The sequence below is a fragment of the Aeromicrobium sp. Root495 genome, assembly GCF_001426755.1.
Taxonomy (GTDB): Bacteria; Actinomycetota; Actinomycetes; order Propionibacteriales; family Nocardioidaceae; genus Aeromicrobium.
Genome location: NZ_LMFJ01000001.1, coordinates 2,024,791 through 2,044,391 on the forward strand (window position 1 = coordinate 2,024,791; position 19,601 = coordinate 2,044,391).

The following is a 19,601-nucleotide window of genomic DNA, read 5'->3' on the forward strand; positions in this document are numbered from 1 at the left end:
CCGCGGTCAGGCCCGTTCGCGCTCCAGTGCCAGGGCGCGCAGACGCGGCACCGGGATGCGGTGGTCGACGGCCACGACGGTCGCGACGTCACTGTCCCACCACCTCAGCAGGGCCGATCCCGTGCAGGGGTCACCCGCGAGGACCTCGGGCTCACCGCGCGGCACCGGCCCGACCATCTTCAGGGAGTGCCCGCAGACCTCGGACCAGAAGTAGTCGTCCCACACCGGACCGCCGGGCTCGTCACCCAGCAGCGTGGCGGCCGCCAGCCTGCCCTGGGCCACCGCGTTGGACCAGAACGGCCTGCGCCGCAGCCATGCCTCCTCGCGCACGGCGGCCACGTCGCCGGCCGCGAGCACCCCCTCCAGCGGCGTGCGACCGCCATGATCGATCTCGACCCCCTGGGGCCCGGCCCAGGCGTGGCCGTCGAGCCAGTCCGTGACGGGCACGTCCCCGGCGCAGGTCACGACGAGGTCGGCCCTCAGGACGGTCCCTTCGCCCAGCCGGACCCCCGTCACGGGGTCGCCGTCGAGGGACACCGGACCCTCGCTCTGCACCAGCTCGACCCCGACGGACCTGGCCCGTCGGACGAGCACGGCGGACACGAACGTCCCCACGACCCGCTCGAGGGGAGGAGCGACGTCCACGACAGTCACCGAGACGCCGTGGTGCACGCAGGCACTCGCCACCTCCATCCCCAGGAACCCGGCTCCGACGACGACCGCGGTGTCGGCCCGTCCGAGCCTCGTCCTCAGGGTGCGTGCGTCGTCGAGGGTGCGAAGCACGAGCTCACCCGACTGGCCAGGGGCAGCGATCCTGCGCGCAGCCGAGCCGGTCGCCACGACCAACGCGTCGTAGGGGACGTCGTGCCCGTCCCGCGTGGTGACGCGCCGACGCTCGGGGTCGAGGTGCGCCGCCGGGGACCGGACGACCTCGAGCCCGAGGTCCGCGGTCGGGATGCTGACCGTGCCGTCGGCCGAGCCGTCCTTGAGGACCTGCTTGGAGAGGGGCGGACGCGAGCACGGCTCCTCCCCACCGCCGATCACCGTGATGGCGTCGGTGTGGCCTCGACGCCGCAGCTCGCGAGCCGCTGCCAGCCCGGCCGTGGACGCACCGACCACGACCACGGACCGCGGCCGGCTCACGTCCGCTCGCGCAGGGCCGCCACCGGGCACGAGGCGATCGCCGCCCGCGCGGCGGCAGCCAGCCCGTCCGGGACCTCTCCGCCCCCGAAGGCGTCCACGACCATCGCGTCGTCGTCGAGGCTGAACACCTCGGGTGCCGCCTCCTCGCACAGTCCGTGCCCCTCGCAGCGGGCCTCGTCGATGTCGATCCTCATGCGTCCGTCCTCCTCTCGTCGGGGACCAGCCGCAGCGGCACGCTCGACCAGCCCTTGATGATGTTGTTCATGGCGGGCACGGGATCACCCGTCAGCTCCAGCCGCTCCACCCGGCGCAGGAGCGCCGTGAGCAGCGACTGCGTCTCCAGGCGGGCCAGTCCCTGACCGGCACAGCCGTGCGTGCCGTACCCGAAGCCGAGCTGGCGGGAAGCATCCCGCGTCACGTCCAGCTCGGTCGGCCTGTCCCACTCACGCTCGTCCCGGTTGGCCGAGGCGTAGAGCACGAGGACCCGTGACCCGGCCGGGACGGGCTGGCCACCGACCTTGGTGCTCGTCGTGGCGACCCGCGAGAAGGCTCGCAACGGCGACTCGAGCCGCACGACCTCGTTGACCGCGTTGGGGACGAGCGAGGGATCCGCTCGGAGCAGGTCCCACTGCTGCGGATGGCGGGCCAGCAGGACCAGGGCGCTGGAGATGGCACTGATCGTGGTGTCGAGCGAGGGCGCGAGGTAGTCGATCATGAGCGCCGGACACGCGGAGCGGTCGAGCTCGCCTCGGTCCGCGGCGGCCAGGACGTCGGATCCCATGCTGCCCGGCAGTGTCGAGCGCTCCCGGACGACCTTCCGCGAGAACCGCATCATGCCGAGGGCCGCCGGCGTGGCCCGCGCCGAGCGCGCGTTGAGTGGACCGAGCGCGTCGAACGTGGCGCCCGCCCAGCGCAGCAGGTGCTGGCGACCCGACTCAGGCCACCCAACGAGGTCAGGGACGATCGACAGGGGCAGGGCCTGCGCCAGGTCCCTGACGCCGTCGACCTCCCCCGTCGCCACGGCCGCCGCGACCACGGCCTCGGCCTGTGACGCCACGTCGTCGGCCATCGAGCGCAGGGCCCGAGGCGTCAGACGGTGGGCGAGGAGGCGTCGGCGCGCCGCGTGCTCGTCGCCGTCGCTGTTGAGCGTGGTCCCGCGGGACAACCGGTTGACGACCGGGTTCAGCCCGACGCCCTCCCCCGACGCGAACGTCACGTCGTCCGTCAGCACCTCCCGGGCGTCCGCGTACCGGGCCACGGCGAAGCACCGGTGCGCGGTGAGCCAGACGGCCGGACCCAGCTCGCGCAGGGCGGCGTAGTGCGGGTAGGGGTCGCCGATGGCGGCGTCGGAGTAGAGGTCGTGCTCGTAGCGGACGTCGTGGACCTTCACGTCTCTCCTGATGATTTAATGCGTTATTGGATAACATCATCAGTTTTGTGCGCGGACGTGTCAAGCGCCCGGACGCCCTTCAGGTCACAGCGTGGGAACCGGCAGCGAGCACAGGCGGCGGGCCTCCGCCTCGTCGACGCCGAGCATGCGCAGCAGCTGAGCGGTCAGGTCCTCGACGGCCTCCGGCTCGACCAGGTCGGGGCGGCCGACCTTGAGGCGCAGGAAGCCCAGGAGCGATCCGCCGATCGTGCTCATGGCCACCGGGAGGTGGGTGACGGTGAAGCGGCTCTGGTCGATCCCGGCCGTGACGTCGCGGACGGCCCGCGGCCCGAACCCCTCGTCGAGGTCGAGGAGGTCGAGACCGAAGCCGTTCAGCACCCCGGCCAGCTCGGGGTGGCTCCAGGCCAGCCGGGCCGAGATGCGGAACGACGTGGCGAAGCGCTCTGCCGGGTCGACCGTGCCCTCGACGGCGTGCTCGATGATCGCGGCCCACTCGTCGAGGACGGCCGTCGTGGCCTCCCGGAAGAGCTCGACCTTGCTCGAGAAGTGGTTGTAGAACGAGCCGAAGCCCACGTCCGCGCGGTCGGCGATCTCCTGGATGCTGGCCGTCTCCGAGCGCCCCTCGACGATGAGCGTGCGCGCAGCAGCGATGAGAGCGGCCCGGGTGCGCGCCTTCCGGCGGTCGACCCGGACCGGGGAGCCCTTGCTCACGTCCGGCACCTGCTGCTCCCTCCTCGACGCGTCGACCCTATCCGGATCATCTACCCAGCGTGTCGCCCCTCGCCGGGGTGGCTCGGCCACCAGAACCGCTCGCCGATGAGCGTGGCCAGGGCCGGCACCAGCACGCTGCGCACCACCAGGGTGTCGAGCAGCACGCCGATCCCCACCACGACGCCGATCTGCGTGAGGGTGACCAGGGGCAGCACCCCGAGCACCGCGAAGACCGCCGCCAGGACCACTCCGGCACTCGTGATGACGCCGCCCGTCACGGCGACGGCCGTCGCCATGGCACCTGCCACCGGCTGGTCCGCCGCCTCCTCCCGGGCTCGCGTCGCGAGGAAGATGTTGTAGTCCACGCCCAGCGCCACCAGGAAGATGAAGGCGAACAGAGGCACAGGGAGGTCGAGTGCCGGGAAGTCGAACCAGTGCGTGAACACGAACCAGCCCGCGCCCAGCGCCGTCAGGTACGTCGCCACCACGGTGAGGACGAGCACCACGGCAGCCACCACGGACCTCAGCAGGACGAGGAGGATCGCGAGCACGATGACCAGCACGAGCGGGATGATCAGCAGCCGGTCGTGGGAGGCGGCGGCGCTCGCGTCGAGGTCCTGGGCGTCGGGCCCACCGACCAGGGCCTTGGACCCCACGTCGTCACGGAGCCGCTCGATCGTCGCTGCGGCACGGTCGGAACCCCGGTCGCTGTCGAGCACGAGGTCGAGCTCGGCCCAGGAGTCCGAGGCCGGACCGGTGGTCACCGACGACACGCCCTCGACGTCCTTGATGCGCGCCGCCACGGCCTTGGCCTCGTCGGGCTCGGCGAGGACGACGGTGGGCTCGGCGAAGCCGGCCGGGAACGCCTTGGCGAGAGCCTCCTGGCCGTAGACCGACTCCGGGACCTCGCGGAAGCGCTCGTTCTGCGTGAGTCCCACCTGCAGGCCGGACGCGCCCACGGCGAGCAGGGCCAGGAGCGCGAGCGCGCCGGCGGCGAAGGACGTGGGCCGACCCACGACCGTGCGACCGACCTTGGCCCAGATGCCGGTCCTGGACGGGTCGTCCTGTCCCGCCCTCGGGACGAACGGCCAGAAGAGCCCCCGCCCGAAGAGCAGCATGGCGGCCGGCAGGGCCACGAGCCCGAACAGGACGGCCACGACGATGCCGATCGCGGCAGACCAGCCCAGCGCGCGGTTGGAGGGCGTGTCGGCGAACGACAGAGTGAGGAGCGCGAGCGCCACCGTGCCGGAGCTGGCCAGGATCGCCGGGGCGGCCTGACGCCACGCAGCGCGCATGGCCACGAACCGGTCCTCGTGACGCCGCAGCTCTTCGCGGTACCGGGCGATGAGCAGGAGGGCGTAGTTGGTCCCGGCGCCGAACACCAGGACCGAGGTGATGCCGGTCGTGGAGCCGTCCACGCTGTAGCCGAAGACCTGGGTCGCCGTCGCGACGGCGAGTGCTGCGACGCGGTCGCCGAGGGCCACCACCACGAGCGGGACGAGCCACAGCCACGGGCTGCGGTAGGTGATGAGCAGGAGGAGGGCCACGACGAGCGCCGTGGAGACCAGCAGCCGGACGTCGGCGCCGGCGAAGACGTCCTCGATGTCGGACTGGAACGCGGGTCCGCCGGTGACCTCGGCGGAGAGCCCGTCGATCGAGGCGTCCTCGACCGCGGACCGGATGTCGTCGACGTCGGACGATCCCGTCGCGGCCTCGAGGGGGACCGCGACCAGGCCGGTGGTCCTGTCCTGGGAGAACACAGGGGTGAGGGCGCGGTCGCTGACGGAGAACCGCTGCAGCCCCTCGGCAAGGCGGTCGACGGCCTTCTCGTCCTGACTGGAGAGGGTGCCGGAGTCGGCGGTCAGCACGACGATGGCGGGCGAGACGTCGCTCGAGGGCAGCGTGGCCTGGATCCGTGCCACCGTGGTCGAGTCGGCCGAGTCGGGAAGCCCAGCCGTGGGTGCGTTCGACTCCTTGGCCTCGGGTGCCAGGGCGAACACGGCGCCCGAGAGCAGGACGAACAGCAGCGTCACGGCCAGGGCGGTCAGGCGGTTCTTGCGTCCGCGGGAGCTTTTAGTTCCATCATCGAATGATTCCACGATGGAAACAGTACGATGTCGTCATGACCAACGCCAATCGGGCCGACCGGGGCTCCGCGGCGTCCGACGACCTCGTGCGCGAGCTGCGCATCTTCGCGGGCGAGATCGAGCGCTACGTCCTGCAGATGAGCCACGAGCACTCCATGCACCGCACCGACCTCGCCGCGATCGCGTTCGTCATGGACCGCGAGGACACGTCCCCCAAGGACATCAGCGAAGGCCTGGGCCTCAGCCCCTCGGCCACCAGCGCCATGCTCGAGCGCCTCGAGCGGGCCGGGCACGTGCGCCGTGAGCGCTCGGAGGCCGACCGCCGTGGCGTCCGCGTGGAGATCACACAGAAGGCCCTCGAGGTGGGCGGCTCGATGTTCGCCATCCTCGCCCGCCACCTGCGCGCCGTCCTCGACGACCAGGACGAGGCCGAGCTGGCCCGCACCGCCGTGCTCATGGAGCAGATCAACACCGCCACGCGCGCCGCGCGGGCCGAGGCCACCACCTGAGCGACACCTCCCCTCAGGTCCGGCGCGCGACGCCCCGCGTCTACGGATGCTCCGACGGCGCCACGTGATCCACATTACGAAACGGACCTGTTCCGTTTCGTGCTAGCGTTCTCGTTGTGTCAAGCAACGATCCTGTTCTCGCCGAGGAGCCCCGCCGGGGCCGTCCTCGCGACCCCGCGCGCGACGAGGCGATCATCGACGCGACGATCGACCTGCTCGTGCTCGAGGGCTACGACCGCCTCTCGATGGAGGGCGTGGCCACTGCGGCCGGCGTCGGCAAGGCCACCGTCTACCGCCGCTGGGGCAGCAAGGCCGAGCTCGTCATCGACGCCATGGCCACGCTCAAGCCGGCCATCGACACGATCGACAGCGGGTCGCTCGACGGCGACCTGGAGCTCATGATCGCGTCGTCGTGCAGCCCGCACACGCAGCGACTCGCCCAGGTGATGGTGAGCGTCTGCTCCGCACTGCCCCGCGAGCCGGAGCTGCTCGAGGCCTTCAAGACCCGCTTCACCGAGCCCCGCATCGCGCGCATCACGGCCATGCTCGAGCGGGCCCGGTCCCGCGACGAGCTCGGCCCCGAGGTCGACGTGGCCATGGCCGCGAGCCTCGTGCCGTCGCTCATGCTCCAACGCGCCCTCATGACGGGCCAGCCCGCTGGCCTCGCCTACGCCCAGAAGGTGGTGGGCACCGTGCTGCTCCCCGTCCTCGGACGTCCCCCACGCAACCTCTCGACCCCCACGACCGACGCTGACACGGAGAACCCCTCATGACTGACGAAGCCACCCACCCCCACGCGGAGGCGGCGCACCCGCACGCCGAGCGCAACGGAGGGCTCGCCCTGGCCGTGATCTGCGTGGCGCAGCTCATGGTCGTCCTCGACGCCACCGTCGTGAACGTCGCGCTGCCGAGCATCCGCCGCGACCTCGACTTCTCGCTCGACAACCTCACCTGGGTCGTCACGGCCTACTCCCTCGCCTTCGGCGGGCTCCTGCTCTTCGGTGGCCGCACGGGCGACCTCTTCGGCCGACGTCGCATGTTCATGATCGGCATCGGGCTCTTCGCGGCGGCCTCGCTCGTCGGCGGCTTCGCACAGAACGAGGCGATGCTCATCGCGGCTCGCGCCGCCCAGGGTGCTGGTGGCGCCATCGCCGCGCCCACCGCGCTGGCCCTGCTCGCCACGACGTTCACCGAGCCCGCGGCCCGCTCCCGAGCCTTCGGCCTGTTCGCAGCCATGGCCGCCTCCGGAGGCGCCCTCGGCCTGCTGCTCGGTGGCGTGCTCACCGACTACGCCAGCTGGCGCTGGGCCCTCTTCATCAACGTGCCCATCGGCGCGCTCGTGCTGTTCCTCGCTCCCCGCGTGCTCGACGAGTCGCAGGGCAACCGCACCAAGCTGGACCTCCCCGGTGCCATCACGGTCACCGCCGGCATGTCGACGCTCGTGTACGGCCTCACCAAGGCGGCCGAGGACAGCTGGACGTCCACCACGACCATCGTGACCCTGGGCGTCGCGGTGGCGCTGCTCGTGGCCTTCGTGCTCATCGAGCTCCGCTCCGAGCACCCACTCATGCCGTTCCGCATCTTCAAGGACCGCAACCGCACCGGCGCCTACCTGATCATGCTGTTCCTCGCGGGCGGCCTCTTCGTCACGTTCTACTTCCTGGCGCAGTACCAGCAGAACGTGCACGGCTGGAGCCCGCTCCGCACCGGTGTCGGCTTCCTCCCCATGCCCGTCACGATCATGTTCATGTCGATCGTCGTGGTCCGTCGCCTCATCCCCAAGATCGGCATCCGTCCGTTCCTGACGGCGGGTCCGATCCTGGCCATCGCGGCCATGTTCAGCTTCTCCCAGCTCGACGCGAGCAGCAGCTACTGGCCGTTCTTCGGCTCGCTGCTCCTGCTGGGCCTGGGCATGGGCTGCAGCTTCGTGCCGCTCACCATGACCGCGGTCAACGGCGTCGCCCCGCACGAGACCGGCATCGCCTCGGCGCTGCTGAACACCGGCCAGCAGGTCGGCGGCGCAATCGGTCTCGCCGTCTTCGGCACCGTCTTCTCGCACGCCGCGAAGGACCGGGCCGCCGAGCTCGGAGCCGGCGCGGCGAGCAAGGCCGGTCAGGCCGACGTCTTCGTGGTCGGCCAGGAGCACGCCTTCCACGCGGCTCTCGTGGTCATGGTCCTGGCCCTCGTGGCATCGCTGAGCCTCATCCGCGTCAACAAGGTCGCCCCGCCCACGGGTGCGCCTGCCGCAGCGCTGGCCGACTGACCCACCTCCCCCGTCCTCGCGATCCCGCGGGTGGCGCAGATCGGCACTTCCGAGACGGCGTGTCGGACCAATCTGCGCCACTCGGGACCCGCCTTGCGCCACTCGCGGGCCCGTGTTGACTGGACTCGTGCCCGACGAGTCCTCCACCCTGCCGTTGCCCGGCGGCGGGCACGCCGAGCCACCCGACCGGCTCTCCCCCTTCCAGCAGCACGTGGTCGAGGTGGTCGAGGCCATCGCCCCCGGCGAGCTCGTCACGTACGGCGAGGTGGCTCTGGAGGCGGGCCACCCGGGCGCCGCCCAGGCCGTGGCCAACGTGCTGCGCCGGGTCCCGGGCCTGCCCTGGTGGCGGGTCCTGCCCGAGGGCGGACGGCTCTACCACCAGCACCGCGAGGTGGCCGCGCCGCTCCTGCGGGCCGAGGGTCACCGGATCGACGAGACGGGCCGGGTGCACCCGGTCGACAGCACGGCCCGCTGAGCCGTCCTGCCGACCGGGTCGGCCTCAGCCTGCGGAGGCGACGCGCTCCGCCAGGGGACGACGTCGGCGGTCCGCCGGCGAGAACTCCTGGTACGCGTGCGGCAAGGGCGAGACGTCGACGCCCGGCGGGACGATCTCGTCGATGCGGTCGAGGACGTCGTCGGACAGGGTGACGTCGGCGCCGGCCAGCAGGTCGTCGAGCTGCTCGGGCGTGCGCGGCCCGATGATGGCCGACGTGACGCCCGGGTGCGCGATGACGAACGCGAGGGCGAGGTGCGGAAGCCGCAGACCGCTCTCGTCGGCCAGCTGGACGAGCCCCTCGACGGCGTCCAGGCGTCGCTCGTCGCGCATGTGCGCGAAGCGGTTGGCCCGCATCGTGTCGGGGACATCGCCCTTGCGGTACCGGCCCGTGAGCATGCCGCCGGACAGCGGGCTCCAGACGAGCGTGCCCATGCCGAGACGCTGTGCCGTCGGCAGGACGTCCTTCTCGACTCCTCGGTCGAGGATCGAGTACGGCGGCTGCTCGGTGCGGAACCGCTCGTGTCCGCGCAGGTCGCTCACCGTGTTGGCCTCGACCATCTGCGACGCCGAGAACGTCGACGAGCCGATGGCCCGGACCTTGCCGCTGCGCACGAGGTCGCTCAGCGCCGAGAGCGTCTCGTCGATGTCGGTGTGCGGGTCCGGACGGTGGATCTGGAAGAGGTCGATGTGGTCGGTCTGCAGACGTCGGAGCGAGTCCTCGACCGACCGGGTGATCCAGCGGCGCGAGCCGCCGCGACGGTTGGGGTCGTCGCCCATGGGGTTGAAGAACTTGGTCGCGAGCACGACGTCGTCGCGTCGCCCCTTGAACGCCTTGCCGACGATCTCCTCGGACTCGCCGGCGGAGTACATGTCGGCCGTGTCGACGAAGTTGATCCCGGCGTCGAGCGCGCGGTGGATCATCGCGATCGACTCGTCGTGGTCGGGGTTGCCCATCGCGCCGAACATCATGGTGCCCAAGGCATAGGGCGATACGTGGATGCCGGTGCGACCCAGCGGTCGGTGCTGCATGTCGTCTCCTGGAGAGGGTAGTCTTGAACGGAACGCTGTTCCACTTCGACCATACGGAACATCGTTCCACTTATCAACCCGACGTGCGAGGAGGGCCAGTCATGGCCGAGACCGAGGTCCGCCCGCTCCGTGCCGACGCGCTGCGCAACGTCGAGCGCGTGCGCGAGGCTGCCGCCCTGGTCTTCGCCGAGCAGGGCGTCGACGCGCCGGTGCGCGAGGTCGCAGCGCGAGCCGGCGTGGGTGTCGGCACCCTCTATCGCCACTTCCCCCAGCGGGTCGACCTCGTGGTCGCCGTCTTCCGCGACGCCGTCGACGCCTGCGCCGACGCTGCCGAGGAGCTGGCCGCCGCGCACCCGCCCGTCGAGGCAGTGGCCGCATGGCTGCACCGCTTCGAGCAGTTCGTGGCCACGAAGCAGGGCCTGAGCGCAGTCCTTTACTCCGGCGACCCCGCCCTCGCTCCCCTACCGGCCTACTTCTCCGATCGGCTCAAGCCCGCCCTCTCCGGTCTGCTCGACACCGCGGTCGCGTCGGGCGAGATCCGCGACGACGTCGGCGCCGACGAGCTGATCGACGCCGCCCGCGCCCTCGCCGGACGTCCCGCCATGATCGACCTCCTGGTCGACGGCCTGCGCCGCTGAGCCGCTAGGCGATCGGCCAGCCGATCTCCGTGACCCCCTCCACCCCGGGCACCCCGGAGAGATAGCTCTCTCGGACCGGCCCCGCGAGGCCGGTCTCGTGCCGCGCGACGTGCTGGCCCAGCTCGGCGTACACCTGCGCGACCGTCGCCTCAGGGCCTCGGTGCGTGGCCACCGCGAAGGTCGCCGACGGCAGGACCTCGTACCTGACCCGCCTGAGCCCGGGCAGCCCGTCGGCGGCCGCGACAGGGCGGAACAGCGCCACCTCGCCGCCCTCGTCGAGGATGAGCTCGGACGACCAGAGCCCACCCAGCGGCCCGGACGGGGTGGCTCCGCTCGCCGTGAGCGCCTCGTCGATCTCCGCCTGGGCCGCAGCGAACCACTCCCCCAGGTCGTCGAGGGCGATCACGTCTCGCAGCACGAGCGCCGGCGTCGCCTCGACCGTGCGCCGGACGACGACCGTCGGACCCTCCGACGCCAGCAGGCCGCGGAGCGCCGTCACCGCGTCGCGCGTCTCGGCCAGACGATCCTCCATGCGCTGCAGGTGCGCAGCGATCAGCGCGGTCCGCTCGGCGTCCTCGGCGCGGAGCAGCTGCCCGATGACGTCGAGCGGCATCTCGAGCGACCGGAAGTGCCGGATCAGCTGAGCGTCGGGGACCTGCTCGACGCCATAGGTCCGGTAGCCCGTGCCCGGGTCCACCGTCGCCGGCTCGAGGAGGCCGAGCCGGTGGTAGTGCCGAAGTGCCTTGGCGCTGAGAAGCGTGGCCCGGCTGAAGTCACCGATGGTCATGGTCGTCACCGCTCCATCCTCACCCCTGCCCCAGGGGGAAGGTCCAGGCCATCGGCCCGCGGACGAGACAGGCTTGACCTTGACCTGGGGGGAAGGCCCAGCGTGGAGGGAACCACCCCCACGAGAGGAATTCCCATGAGCACACCTGTCCTGCCCACCGCCGTGCGCGACTACCTCGCCCTGATCGACGACGACGCGGCTCAGGCGATCCGCGCGTTCAGCGCCGACGCCCAGGTCACCGACGACGGACACACCCACCGCGGACACGACGAGATCCTGGCGTGGCTGACCGGGCCGGCCAGCCAGTACGAGACGACGTCGACGCAGCTGTCGGTCGATCAGGACGGTCCGGTCACCACGGTGGTCGTCCGCCTCACCGGGAGCTTCCCGGGTGGTCAGGTCGATCTGCGGAACACCTTCACCCTCGGTCCCGACGGACTGATCGACGACCTCGTCATCAGCGTGTGACCGTGACGCCGACGGTCTAGGGGTCGGCTGGGCTCGCGAAGAGCAGCGTGACCCAGCCGATCGCGTCGAGCCGGACGCGCTCGATGCTCGAGCGCACGGCCTCGTCGTCCTCGTCCGGCGAGCCCGGGACTCGGTCGAGAGCGTCCGAGGCCAGCTGCCGCACACCGTAGACGGCCGTCAGGTAGACGGGTGCAGGGATCCGCTCCGAGGCCGCAGGGTCCCACTCGACGTGCTTCTGACGGAGGATCTCGGCCAGGATCCCGAGCGACTCCCGGCGGCGGTCGCGCGCGGCCCAGCCCATGGCGTCCATCTCGACCTGGAAGGCCCGTGCCACGACCAGGTCGACCTGGAGCGCGCCGAAGTAGGCGGTCATGACGTCCTCGACGTAGGCCTCCCACGTGGTGTCCTGTCCCGGCACCGCGAGCAGCCGCCGCAGCAGCACGTCGATGAACCGGTCGTACGCCGCGTGGATGACGTCCTCGCGCGAGTCGAAGCACTCGTAGAACGCCGACAGCGACATCCCGGCGCGTTCGCACACCTGACGGACCCGGACACCGGCATAGCCCCGGCCCGCGAGCAGCTCGGTCGAGGCGATCATCAGCCGCTCCCGCTGCATCGCGAGGACGTCGTCGCGGGTCAGCCCGTGCTTGCCCCGCGGGAACGGCCCGGGACGGGTGAAGAAGACGCCGTCGACGGTCGGGGCGACGCTCAGCACCAGGCCTGCGTCGTCGTCGGTCGTCATCGCCTCATCATGTCAGCCGAACCGATCTCGGCGATCTCGACCACCGCGGGTCACGAGTGGAGTAACGTGCGTTACCTCACTACGAGACAGCAGGAGCAACCATGCACCACACCGCCCACGACCGACCCCGCACCGTTCGACGACGGACCGTGGCGCTCGCGACAGCGCTCGTCCTCACGGCGATCTCGCCCACGGCGGCCTCCGCCGAGTCGGCAGACCCGCGGCCGGGCCTGGCGTCGACGACTCAGCTCATGAACACGATCCGGGACGTCATCGGCTTCGCTCCTCGCTCGACCGGTTCTGTCGGCGGCCGACGGACCGCCGACTACGTGGCACGCCGCTTCCGGGCCGCGGGACTCAGCAACGTCCACTTCGAGACGGCGACCTCCTACGCCTGGGCCGCGAAGGACAGTTCGCTGAGCGTCGCAGGGCGCACGGTTCCCTCGTTCCCGGTCTCCCACTCCCTCATCGCGGGTCCGACGGCCACCGGCACCCGCACGCTGGGTCCGAAGGGACGCACGGCCGGGATCGTCGACGTCGGCGGACGAGGCATCGGGTCGACGGACGTCCGGGGCAAGTGGGTCCTGTTCGACCTGAAGTTCGAGCTCCCGCTGGCCGCGCTGATCCCCTTCACGACCTTCCTGTGGGACCCGTACTTCCGGATCCTGAACACGGAGGCGCTGTTCGCAGCCAACCCGTACCTGACCAACCAGGCCACCGTGACCGACCAGGCCACGAAGGCCGGCGCGGTCGGCGTCATCGGCGTGCTGTCGGACTACTTCGACTCCAACCGGTACCGCAACGAGTACTACCGACGCTCACCCATGAAGATCCCCGGCATGTGGATCACCAGGAAGGCCGGCGCCGAGGTCCGTTCCCGCCTCACGACGAGCTCGAAGGCGACGATGAGGCTGACCACGACGCGATCGGCCGTCACCGCGCGCACGGTGGTCGGCTTCCTGCCCGGTCGCTCGAAGGACACGCTCATGGTCCAGTCGCACCACGACTCGCAGGGTCCGGGCGCCGTCGAGGACGCCACGGGCACGTCGGAGGTCATCGCGCTGGCCGACTACTACGGCGCCCAGGCCAAGAAGCGCGGCTACAAGGCCCGCCAGAAGACCATGATGTTCGCGACCTTCGACACGCACTTCACCGGATACCAACAGCACCAGGCCTTCGTGAAGAAGTACATCACCGACCGCGCCACGCCCTACAACATCGTCGCCAACGCCACGATCGAGCACGTGGGCAAGCGGGCCACCGTCGACAAGGACGGCCGGTTGAGGGTCCACGACGACCACGAGCCGCGCGGCATCTTCGAGAACCTGAGCGTGCCGCTCAAGATCGCTCTCGACGCTGCGATCGTGCGGCGGAACCTTCACACGACGGCCGTCCTGAACTCGACCCTGCCGTCCAAGCTCCTCGGCGGCATCCCCACCGACGCGTCGTTCGTGCTCCAGGCAGGCGTCCCCACGATCAGCCTCATCGCCGGGCCGCTGTACATGTACGACGATGCCGACACGATCGACAAGATCGACCAGACCCAGCTCCGTCCCGTCGCCCTGTTCTTCGCCGACATGCTCGACAAGCTGGACGCCACGGCCAGCACCACGATCGGTCAGGGCTCGCTCCTCGGGCTCAAGAAGTGAGGCGCCACCTCGGCCTGCGGCCGGTGAGCGGCCTGGTGGGCGTCGCGATCACGACGGGGCTCCTGACCGGTGCACCGGCGCAGGCGGCGGGAACCTCGTCGACCTCCGAGCGGCGCGGAGACGTGATCTCGACCGGAGCCGCAGGTGCCACGAGCCGCGTGGACGGGGCGGCCAGGTCGGTCCTCGTGCGTTACCGGACCAGCACCGGGGGCGGCCGGATCGTCCCCGCGACGGGACTCGTCCTGGTCCCTCAGGGGCGCGCGCCGCGCGCCGGCTGGCCCCTCGTCGTCTACGGACACATGACCACGGGTGCGGCCGACGTCTGCGCTCCCACGCGCGGTACGCCGCGGAGCACGGAGCTACGACGCATGCAGCAGGGGGACGACCTCGCCCGCAGCCTGCTGGCCGCCGGGGTCGCCGTCGCGAGGCCCGACTACGAAGGGCTCGGCTCCCCCGGCGGACACCCTTATCTGCGAGGTGCCTCGCTGGGGCGGTCGATGATCGACATGGCCGCTGCCGCCCGCAAGGTCATCCCTCTGAACGGCCGGTGGGTCGCGTCCGGACACTCCGAGGGCGGTGTGGCCGCGCTGAACGTCGCTGATCGAGGGCAGGCGCTCGTCAAGGGGATGAGCCTTCGTGGCGTCCACGCCATCACCCCTGTGACACGCATGGACGTCCTGATCCGGCTGCTCCGCCCGGTCCCCGTGCCGGTCCAGCCGGTCACCGGCACCCTCGTGGCCCTCGCGGGACTCATCGTGAAGGGGATCGCGGTGGAGGACCCGGAGGTCGAGAGGCTCGCGCTGGAGGGCGGGCTGAGCCCTCGCGCCGCCGCACTGTGGGCGCACCTGGAGCAACGCTGCCTCGGCGACCTCGCACTCCAGGACTCCTGGGGTGGGCTCGCTCCGGCGCAGCTCCTGGGCGGACGCGGCGACGAGCTCCTGAGCACCGTCCTCGACTCGCTCGCTGACGACGACGTCCGTGCCCTGCGGCTCCGCCCGGTTCCCGTGCGGATCGAGGAGGGACTCCTCGACGAGGTCGCCCCGCTGCCCTTCACCGAGCTGCTCGTCCGGAGCTATGAGAAGCAGGGCCTCGACGTCGAGGTGGGCCGCTGGCTCGCCGGCCACTCGCAGACCAACTCCGCGCAGATGTCCGTCCCCGTGGCCACCCGGTGGATCCTTCGGCGACTCGGACGATCCACCGGATGAGCAGGCCTAGAGCCCCTCGGGGCGCTGGGCCGGACGCTCGACGAGACCGTCGGCGACGTCGCCGGGAACGTTCATGGGGAACGACGGTGGACGCTTCTCGAAGAACGAGGTGATGCCCTCCAGCAGGTCCGCGCTCGTGAACCGCTCCGCGAGAGCCCGCGACTCGGCGGCGTGCGCCTGCCACGGCGAGCCGGCCTCGAGCCCACTCCAGATCATCTGGCGAGCCAGCGAGGCGGAGACCGCGGCCGTCGTGTCGGCGATCTCCCGGGCTATCCCACGCGCTCTGGACTCCACCTCGTCGTCGGGGACGACGTGGTTGGCCAGTCCGGCCGCGAGTGCTTCCGAGGCGTCGATGAGTCGGCCGGTGAGCACCCACTCGAGCGCCTTGCCGGGCGAGACGACACGCGGCAGGAACCAGGTGGAGGCGGCCTCGGGCACGAGCGCGCGGCGGTTGAACACGAAGCCGTAGCGCGTGGACTCCCCGATCACGCGGACGTCCATGGGCAGGGTCATGGTCGCGCCGACGCCCACGGCCGAGCCCTGGACGGCACCGATCACCGGCTTGCGTGACTGGGCGAAGGCGAGCGCTGCGTACCCGCCGGAGTCGCGCTCGACACCCTGGATGTCGCCCGCCGCCACGCCGTAGGCGTCGCCGAGGTCGGGCGGCCCCGACATGGCTGCCTCGAGGTCAGCTCCGGCGCAGAAGTGGCCGCCGCTCCCGGTCACGACGACGACGCGCACGTCGTCATCGGCATCGGCGGCCTCCATCGCCGTCACGATGTCGACGGCCATCTGACGCGTGAAGGTGTTGCGCTTGTCAGGCCGGTTGAACCGGATCTCTGCGACGTGGTCCGCGACGGCGTAGTCGAGGTTGGCGAGCGTCAGGCTCTGGCTCACAGGGTCTCCTTCGGGTCGGGTCCACTCTGGCACGAGCCGCCTTCCGGGCCTCAGACCGATGAGGTTCCTTCCTCCTGGACGTCATACGTGGAGAAGGGCCACCAGACGACGAAGGGATGATGTGATGAGCGTGGACACGGGACTGGAGGGGTGCAGCATGAGCAGCCTGCTGGAGATCGACGAGGCTGACTTCTCAGTGCTGGCCGAGCGGCACCGACGCGAGCTGCACGTGCACTGCTACCGGATGCTCGGCTCGTTCGAGGACGCCGAGGACACCGTGCAGGAGACGTTCCTCCGCGCCTGGCGGCGTCGCGAGACCTTCGAAGGACGCTCCACCTTCCGCGCCTGGTTGTACCGGATAGCCACCAACGCCAGCCTCGACCTGCTCGACAAGAAGCGCCCCAAGGCTGCCTCCGGCGAGGTCCTCTGGCTCCAGCCGTACCCCGACCGGATGCTCGACGAGCTGTCCACCGACGCCGAGGACGAGCCCGAGGCCGTCGCCGAGGCGCGGGAGACCATCGAGCTGGCCTACCTCGTCGCGGTGCAGCACCTCGCGCCGCGCCAACGGGCCGCGCTGATCCTGCGTGACGTCGTCGGCTGGCCCGCCAAGGACGTCGCCGACCTCCTCGGCGACTCGGTCGCCTCGGTCAACAGCGCCCTGCAACGGGCGCGCGCCGGCATGCGTGAGCACCTCCCGGCGGAGCGGCAGGACTGGGTGTCCGGGTCGGAGGACGCCGAGACCCGCGAGGTGGTGCGGCGCTTCACCGAGGCGAGCGTGAACAAGGACCTCGGCGGACTCGCAGCCATGCTGCGGCACGACGTCCGCTTCTCGATGCCGCCCACCCCCGGACTCTTCGTGGGCCGTGAGAACGTCGTCGGCGACTGGCAGGCCGACGGCTTCGAGGGGCTGGGCGCGATGCGCAGCATCGCGACGTCGGCGAACCGGCAGCCCGCCGCGGCCTTCTACCTCTGGAACGAGCAGGAGGGCGCGTACCTGCCGCTCACTCTCGACGTCCTGCGGGTCGTCGGCGGTGAGATCGCCGAGATCACGACCTTCCACGCCGACCAGCTGCCCAGGTTCGGGCTGCCCGAGCGCCTCCGCGCCTGACGGACTAGCCGACGATCAGGGGCTTCAGCGGGTGGATGGCCGGCGGGGCGGCGAGCTCGGTGCCCAGCACGGACAGCGCGGACTGGATGTGCGGCGTGGCCATGTGGAGGTCGAGGTCGGCCGGGTCGTTCCACTCCTCCACCGTGATGAAGGTGCCGGCGGCGGCTGCGGACTCCGAGAGGTCGTAGGCGATGCAGCCGTCCTCGGCCCGCGTGGGCTCCACGAGTCCCTGCATGGCTTCGCGGACGGCGTCCTCCGAGCCCGGCTTGGCGGTGATGACGGCGACGACGTGGATGCTCATGCTTCCTCCGGATGTTGGATGTGACGTCACGCTAGGCCCGTTCGGTCCGACCTGCTCGGCGGCAGGTGCGGCTCAACCGGCGTTGGAGCCGATCTCGTACATCACCCAGAGCAGGAGGCCGCCGAAGACCACCCCGGCCACCACGAGGAGCCCCACGACCCACGGCCACGGCGACTGCGGCACGTGCATGGGCTGCTCGGGTCGGGCCTGGGCGGGATAGCGCCGGGGCTCGGCCGCGTCGCCGCTGTCGTTGCCTGCTTCTCCCTCGTGGTCCATCTGGCCACCCTGACATCCCCTCGGGCTGCTGCCAAGGCGTGGCCCCTGGTGCGTACGCTCCTTTCATGGGTTCCGACGTGCTGCTGGTGGGATGCGGCGACCTCAACGCCGCCGTGGGTCTCCGGCTGGCCGAGCAGGGCCGACGGGTCGTGGGGATCCGACGCCGCGCCGAGCTGGTTCCGGCCCCGATCGAGGGGCTGTCGGCCGACCTCACCAGCCAGACGCCCATGCTGCCCTCGCTCGACCTCGACCTGCTCGTCGTGGCCCTCACCGCCCGCCCGCGCAGCGAGGACTCGTACCGCGCCACGTACGTCGACGGCCTCGGACGGGCCCTCGACGCGGTCGCCGCAGCGGGTCTGAGCCCGCGCCGCGCCGTGCTGGTCTCGTCCACCGGCGTCATGGCCGACGGGCCGGTCGAGGCCCTCCTCGACGAGACCACCGCTCCGGACCCTCGTGACCCACCCGCCGAGATGCTGCTGCAGAGCGAACAGCTGTTCGCCGAGCGCCTCCCCCACGGAACGGTCCTTCGGTTGTCCGGCCTCTACGGCCACGGCGAGCCACGACTCGTCGACCAGGTGCGACGCGGAGCGGTCGGGGACCCCGACCGCTGGACCAACCGCATCCACCGCGACGACGCGGCCGACGCGATCCTGCACCTCCTCACGATGGAGCAGGAGCCCGAGCCGCTCTACCTCGGCACCGACGACGAGCCGTCGCAGCTGGGCGACGTCGCAGCCTTCGTCGCCGCGCGTCTCGGCGCGCCTGCCCCCCAGGCCGCGAACCCGGCGCAGGGACGAGGCAAGCGGCTGTCCAACGCCAGGCTCCGCGCCACCGGCTGGGCCCCGCGCTTCCCCACCTACCGCGAGGGCTACGCCGAGCACACCCGTTGAGGACCGCCCGGACCGCCTCCTAGGCTGGCAGCATGCGTTCCTTCTACCCCGAGGTCGAGCCCCACGAGACCGGACTCCTCGACGTCGGCGACGGTCACCAGATCTACTACGAGGTCTCGGGCAACCCCGCCGGCAAGCCCGCGGTGTACCTCCACGGAGGTCCCGGTGGTGCCTCGAGCCCCGACCAGAGGCGCGTGTTCGACCCCGAGAAGTACCGCATCGTCCTGCTCGACCAGCGAGGGTGCGGCCAGAGCCTGCCGCACGCGAGCGCGCCGGAGGCGGACCTGACCAGCATCACGACGTGGCACATCGTGGAGGACATCGAGTCCCTCCGCCGACACCTCGATGTCGAGGCCTGGCTGGTCTGCGGCGGGTCGTGGGGGTCGGCGCTCGCCCTCGCCTATGCCGAGAAGCACCCCGCGGCCGTCAGCGAGCTGGTCCTGCGCGGCATCTTCACGCTCCGCCCGAGCGAGCTCGACTGGTTCTACGAAGGCGGTGCCGCGTCCGTCTACCCCGACCTGTGGGAGGGTTTCGTCGCCCCCGTGCCGCCCGAGCAGCGCGGACGCCTCGTCGAGGCCTACAGCCGGTTGCTGAACGACCCCGACCCCGCCGTGCATGTGCCGGCGGCCAAGGCGTGGTCGCGCTGGGAGTCCTCGGCCATCACGCTGCTCCCCGACGAGAGCCTCGTGGAGCACTTCACCGAGGACGCCTTCGCCGTGGCGTTCGCCCGGATCGAGAACCACTTCTTCATGCACGGCGGCTGGTTCGAGGACGGCCAGCTCATCCGCGACGCCTCGTCCCTCAAGGACGTGCCGGCCGTGATCGTCCAGGGCCGCTACGACATGTGCACCCCTGCCGTGACGGCCTGGGACCTGCACCGCGCGTGGCCGGAGGCCGAGCTCAGGATGATCCCCGACGCCGGACACGCCTTCACCGAGCCGGGCATCCTCGACGCCATCATCGAGGCCACGGACCGCTTCGCTTCCTGACCCGTACTCGGTCACGAATCGGT

At 71.3% G+C, this 19,601-nt stretch carries 22 protein-coding genes; 11 read left to right on the forward strand and 11 right to left on the reverse strand.

The features are described 5' to 3' along the window. Positions 1-6: 6 nt before the first annotated feature. The 5 genes from ASD11_RS10105 to ASD11_RS10125 all read right to left on the reverse strand — a co-directional run bounded on the left by ASD11_RS10105 (position 7) and on the right by ASD11_RS10125 (position 5,343). Positions 7-1,143, reverse strand: coding sequence for an NAD(P)/FAD-dependent oxidoreductase (locus ASD11_RS10105; RefSeq protein WP_056286615.1), 1,137 nt, complete (start codon positions 1,141-1,143; stop codon positions 7-9). After that, positions 1,140-1,337: a ferredoxin gene (locus ASD11_RS10110; protein ID WP_056286618.1), complete on the reverse strand. Its 198-nt coding sequence runs from the start codon at positions 1,335-1,337 to the stop codon at positions 1,140-1,142. The genes ASD11_RS10105 and ASD11_RS10110 overlap by 4 nt, the downstream gene beginning before the upstream one ends. Next, positions 1,334-2,533, reverse strand: coding sequence for a cytochrome P450 (locus ASD11_RS10115; protein WP_056286622.1), 1,200 nt, complete (start codon positions 2,531-2,533; stop codon positions 1,334-1,336). Before ASD11_RS10115 ends, ASD11_RS10110 begins: the two co-directional genes overlap by 4 nt. An 84-nt stretch (positions 2,534-2,617) precedes the next feature. Continuing rightward, positions 2,618-3,244 carry a TetR/AcrR family transcriptional regulator gene (locus tag ASD11_RS10120; RefSeq protein ID WP_200940115.1) on the reverse strand — a complete coding sequence of 209 codons (627 nt, stop codon included), beginning with the start codon at positions 3,242-3,244 and terminating at the stop codon, positions 2,618-2,620. Positions 3,245-3,294: 50 nt separating this feature from the next. Beyond that, a complete protein-coding gene (locus tag ASD11_RS10125) occupies positions 3,295-5,343 on the reverse strand; it encodes an MMPL family transporter (protein WP_082554276.1) in 2,049 nt (682 codons plus the stop codon). Between the two features lie 23 nt (positions 5,344-5,366). On the opposite strand from ASD11_RS10125, the gene ASD11_RS10130 reads away from it, so the two are divergent. From ASD11_RS10130 to ASD11_RS10145, 4 genes are all read left to right on the forward strand, one after another. Further along, on the forward strand, positions 5,367-5,840 hold the full coding sequence (locus ASD11_RS10130; protein WP_056286627.1) for a MarR family winged helix-turn-helix transcriptional regulator: 474 nt from the start codon (positions 5,367-5,369) through the stop codon (positions 5,838-5,840). A 116-nt stretch (positions 5,841-5,956) separates the two neighbouring features. Then, positions 5,957-6,613: a TetR/AcrR family transcriptional regulator gene (locus ASD11_RS10135; protein ID WP_056286630.1), complete on the forward strand. Its 657-nt coding sequence runs from the start codon at positions 5,957-5,959 to the stop codon at positions 6,611-6,613. Further along, a complete protein-coding gene (locus tag ASD11_RS10140) occupies positions 6,610-8,103 on the forward strand; it encodes an MFS transporter (RefSeq protein WP_056286633.1) in 1,494 nt (497 codons plus the stop codon). Before ASD11_RS10135 ends, ASD11_RS10140 begins: the two co-directional genes overlap by 4 nt. Before the next feature lie 127 nt (positions 8,104-8,230). Then, positions 8,231-8,578, forward strand: coding sequence for an MGMT family protein (locus tag ASD11_RS10145; RefSeq protein ID WP_056286636.1), 348 nt, complete (start codon positions 8,231-8,233; stop codon positions 8,576-8,578). Positions 8,579-8,602: 24 nt separating this feature from the next. Here the strand turns inward: ASD11_RS10145 and ASD11_RS10150 are convergent, their stop codons facing one another. Further along, positions 8,603-9,628: an aldo/keto reductase gene (locus ASD11_RS10150; protein WP_056286639.1), complete on the reverse strand. Its 1,026-nt coding sequence runs from the start codon at positions 9,626-9,628 to the stop codon at positions 8,603-8,605. A gap of 101 nt (positions 9,629-9,729) precedes the next feature. On the opposite strand from ASD11_RS10150, the gene ASD11_RS10155 reads away from it, so the two are divergent. Continuing rightward, positions 9,730-10,266 carry a TetR/AcrR family transcriptional regulator gene (locus tag ASD11_RS10155; protein ID WP_056286642.1) on the forward strand — a complete coding sequence of 179 codons (537 nt, stop codon included), beginning with the start codon at positions 9,730-9,732 and terminating at the stop codon, positions 10,264-10,266. 4 nt (positions 10,267-10,270) lie between these two features. Here ASD11_RS10155 and ASD11_RS10160 read toward each other — a convergent pair whose 3' ends face one another. Continuing rightward, positions 10,271-11,053 (reverse strand): MerR family transcriptional regulator, encoded by a 783-nt coding sequence (locus ASD11_RS10160; RefSeq protein ID WP_056288716.1) that lies wholly within the window; start codon positions 11,051-11,053, stop codon positions 10,271-10,273. A 135-nt stretch (positions 11,054-11,188) separates the two neighbouring features. Between ASD11_RS10160 and ASD11_RS10165 the strand changes: the two genes are divergently transcribed. Further along, positions 11,189-11,521: a nuclear transport factor 2 family protein gene (locus tag ASD11_RS10165; protein WP_056286645.1), complete on the forward strand. Its 333-nt coding sequence runs from the start codon at positions 11,189-11,191 to the stop codon at positions 11,519-11,521. 16 nt (positions 11,522-11,537) lie between these two features. Here ASD11_RS10165 and ASD11_RS10170 read toward each other — a convergent pair whose 3' ends face one another. Then, a complete protein-coding gene (locus ASD11_RS10170) occupies positions 11,538-12,263 on the reverse strand; it encodes a TetR/AcrR family transcriptional regulator (RefSeq protein WP_056286647.1) in 726 nt (241 codons plus the stop codon). A 101-nt stretch (positions 12,264-12,364) separates the two neighbouring features. Here ASD11_RS10170 and ASD11_RS10175 point away from each other — a divergent pair, with 101 nt between their 5' ends. Together ASD11_RS10175 and ASD11_RS10180 are read left to right on the forward strand one after the other, a co-directional pair. Beyond that, positions 12,365-13,912 (forward strand): M28 family peptidase, encoded by a 1,548-nt coding sequence (locus ASD11_RS10175; RefSeq protein WP_056286650.1) that lies wholly within the window; start codon positions 12,365-12,367, stop codon positions 13,910-13,912. Beyond that, positions 13,909-15,117 carry a lipase family protein gene (locus ASD11_RS10180; RefSeq protein ID WP_056286651.1) on the forward strand — a complete coding sequence of 403 codons (1,209 nt, stop codon included), beginning with the start codon at positions 13,909-13,911 and terminating at the stop codon, positions 15,115-15,117. Before ASD11_RS10175 ends, ASD11_RS10180 begins: the two co-directional genes overlap by 4 nt. A gap of 6 nt (positions 15,118-15,123) precedes the next feature. Here the strand turns inward: ASD11_RS10180 and ASD11_RS10185 are convergent, their stop codons facing one another. Beyond that, entirely contained in the window at positions 15,124-16,014 is an 891-nt protein-coding gene (locus ASD11_RS10185) for an enoyl-CoA hydratase-related protein (protein ID WP_056286654.1), read from the reverse strand. 157 nt (positions 16,015-16,171) lie between these two features. Here ASD11_RS10185 and ASD11_RS10190 point away from each other — a divergent pair, with 157 nt between their 5' ends. After that, a complete protein-coding gene (locus ASD11_RS10190; RefSeq protein ID WP_200940116.1) occupies positions 16,172-17,122 on the forward strand; it encodes an RNA polymerase subunit sigma-70 in 951 nt (316 codons plus the stop codon). Between the two features lie 4 nt (positions 17,123-17,126). Here the strand turns inward: ASD11_RS10190 and ASD11_RS10195 are convergent, their stop codons facing one another. Further along, positions 17,127-17,423: a putative quinol monooxygenase gene (locus ASD11_RS10195; RefSeq protein WP_056286660.1), complete on the reverse strand. Its 297-nt coding sequence runs from the start codon at positions 17,421-17,423 to the stop codon at positions 17,127-17,129. Between the two features lie 72 nt (positions 17,424-17,495). Next, the gene (locus ASD11_RS10200; RefSeq protein WP_056286662.1) at positions 17,496-17,699 is read right to left on the reverse strand and encodes a hypothetical protein; all 204 of its coding nucleotides are present in this window, start codon (positions 17,697-17,699) and stop codon (positions 17,496-17,498) included. 65 nt (positions 17,700-17,764) lie between these two features. On the opposite strand from ASD11_RS10200, the gene ASD11_RS10205 reads away from it, so the two are divergent. Then, positions 17,765-18,589: a hypothetical protein gene (locus ASD11_RS10205; RefSeq protein WP_056286665.1), complete on the forward strand. Its 825-nt coding sequence runs from the start codon at positions 17,765-17,767 to the stop codon at positions 18,587-18,589. A gap of 32 nt (positions 18,590-18,621) precedes the next feature. Then, positions 18,622-19,578 carry a prolyl aminopeptidase gene (gene pip, locus ASD11_RS10210; RefSeq protein WP_056286667.1) on the forward strand — a complete coding sequence of 319 codons (957 nt, stop codon included), beginning with the start codon at positions 18,622-18,624 and terminating at the stop codon, positions 19,576-19,578. Positions 19,579-19,601 lie beyond the last annotated feature (23 nt).